The 2491-nt window shown below is 46.4% G+C and carries 1 pseudogene and 1 CRISPR repeat array; the pseudogene reads right to left on the reverse strand.

Features of this window, described 5'->3' with window-relative positions:
- Window positions 1–530: 530 nt before the first annotated feature.
- Window positions 531–941 (reverse strand): annotated as a pseudogene (locus tag ACTQ3A_RS13800) (lysine--tRNA ligase); the annotation flags it as partial.
- A gap of 253 nt (window positions 942–1194) precedes the next feature.
- Window positions 1195–2482: direct repeats of the CRISPR family, unit length 36 nt; unit sequence GCTTGACACCTTTACGAATTTACAAGGTTCTCAAAC.
- The last annotated feature ends 9 nt before the right edge of the window (window positions 2483–2491 follow it).

Raw genomic sequence — 2491 nt, forward strand, 5'->3', positions numbered from 1 at the left:
CTAATCCGCCCGCCGGCCATACCGGGCTCTGCTCCGTGACAACTGGGCTGATCTGCCGTTAATGGTGGGCTAATTAGCCGTGAAGAGCGGACTAATCACGCGAAATATACACTCGTTACCTTGTACGGTGGTTACTCCTTTCAGAGCGTTTCACGCAGACCTCCCTAGGTACCACACGTTTCTTCCTCTCCATCCATCTGCCTCATTTATCATGCATGATTCCGTGTAGTTATTGGGCTTCGACTTGTGCAGCAGCCTTACCCTCATGCATAACCTCGTATAAGATTTCTGTACGTCAGACCGGAGATTTGCCCGTGGGATAGTATGTTCCCCACATCCGGCTTCCTTCAGATTCCGTCTCACGGCGGACACCCTTGCCTTCGGCTATATCCTTCCCACTACCGGGCGGATTCGGGACTTGAACCCGTTGGAAACGTGCGCCGCTAGGCGCACCGCAAAAAGGCACTCCCTCTCAGATTGATTCTGAAAAGGAGTGCCTTGAAGGTTTTTTGCCTATGATTTTCCCCGGATCAATACAGCTTGGCACCTGCCGGGATATGGTTGTCAACCATCAGAAGATGAAGTTCTTCGTCTTCGCTGTCCTTCTTGTTGTTCACAGCGGAGAGAAGCATTCCGCAGGAGTCGATGCCCATCATCTTTCTCGGCGGGAGATTGGTGATGGCGATCAAGGTCTTTCCGACCAGCTCTTCCGGCTCATAATAAGCATGAATTCCAGAAAGAATGATACGGTCAGTGCCGGTTCCATCGTCCAGGACGAACTTCAGAAGCTTCTTGGACTTCGGAACAGCTGAGCATTCTTTTACCTTCACCGCCCGGAAATCGGACTTGCTGAAGGTGTCGAAATCGACCTGCTCCTCAAAGAGCGGCTCAATCTTCACGTTTGAGAAATCGATGCTGTCGTTCGGTGTGAAGAATCCGCTCCTGTCTTCAGAAGTGGCCTTCTCTCCGGCTGCTTCTCCATCGGCATCTTCTCCGCTCTCTGCCTTCACAGATGATGAAGAAGCTCCGTTTTCAGGCGAAGCAGCAGAGGTTCCACTGCGGAGTGTCGGGAATCCATTTCAAATATTTTTTAGATGATCTGTTTCCACTTGTTATCGCAGGTTTCGTCCCGGTGCTGCCTGAAATCGACTGTCTGCCTCAAACATATTGTAATAAAGGAGTGATACGAATGGAGCTTGACACCTTTACGAATTTACAAGGTTCTCAAACGCGAGGTGTTATACATAGCGGCAGTAGGGGGCTTGACACCTTTACGAATTTACAAGGTTCTCAAACTTTGCTGCCGGCAATTACACACAGATAAAAGCTTGACACCTTTACGAATTTACAAAGTTCTCAAACTCCGGTGCAACGCTATAAAACTTTGAAAAAGCTTGACACCTTTACGAATTTACAAGGTTCTCAAACTTCAACCTCGCTGAGTTCCTGTCCGAGCATGCTTGACACCTTTACGAATTTACAAAGTTCTCAAACGTGGATGCGTTGCAACTATGTCACGGATTCGCTTGACACCTTTACGAATTTACAAGGTTCTCAAACCGCAGGACGAGCTGAGAGCAAGAATCGCAAAGCTTGACACCTTTACGAATTTACAAGGTTCTCAAACAATAATATTCGTCTGTCCACTCGTTTGTCTGCTTGACACCTTTACGAATTTACAAGGTTCTCAAACCGATGTCGTATGCGATCCGCTATCTGTACAGCTTGACACCTTTACGAATTTACAAGGTTCTCAAACAGTCTTGTGTGCCTTCATGTAATCCATGTAGCTTGACACCTTTACGAATTTACAAGGTTCTCAAACGATGGATGATATTTATTTGTTCTGTACAAGGCTTGACACCTTTACGAATTTACAAGGTTCTCAAACACTTCTTCTGACCAGCTTTTTTGCGGCCCAGCTTGACACCTTTACGAATTTACAAGGTTCTCAAACCATGAAGTTCGTCGAATGGGGAACGTGGAGCTTGACACCTTTACGAATTTACAAGGTTCTCAAACCCGCTCATTTTGTTATAAAACGACTGGTGGCTTGACACCTTTACGAATTTACAAGGTTCTCAAACAAACTGGTTGGTTCGGATGACTATATATCCGCTTGACACCTTTACGAATTTACAAGGTTCTCAAACACTGGTCCGGGCATTTCGGCAAGGCCGACCGCTTGACACCTTTACGAATTTACAAGGTTCTCAAACGGGATACAAGCTGGATTCCGGAAGACTGAGCTTGACACCTTTACGAATTTACAAGGTTCTCAAACTATGAAATTCGTGGAGTGGGGCACGTCAAAGCTTGACACCTTTACGAATTTACAAGGTTCTCAAACGATCCTCCGGGAGCTTGTCGTCTGGTTCGTGCTTGACACCTTTACGAATTTACAAGGTTCTCAAACAATGCCAGAATCGACATAATCTCTTTATCTGCTTGACACCTTTACGAATTTACAAGGTTCTCAAACGGGTGATGA

Origin of the sequence: Bilifractor sp. LCP21S3_F8, assembly GCF_052117805.1 — a bacterium.
GTDB lineage: Bacteria > Bacillota > Clostridia > Lachnospirales > Lachnospiraceae > Bilifractor.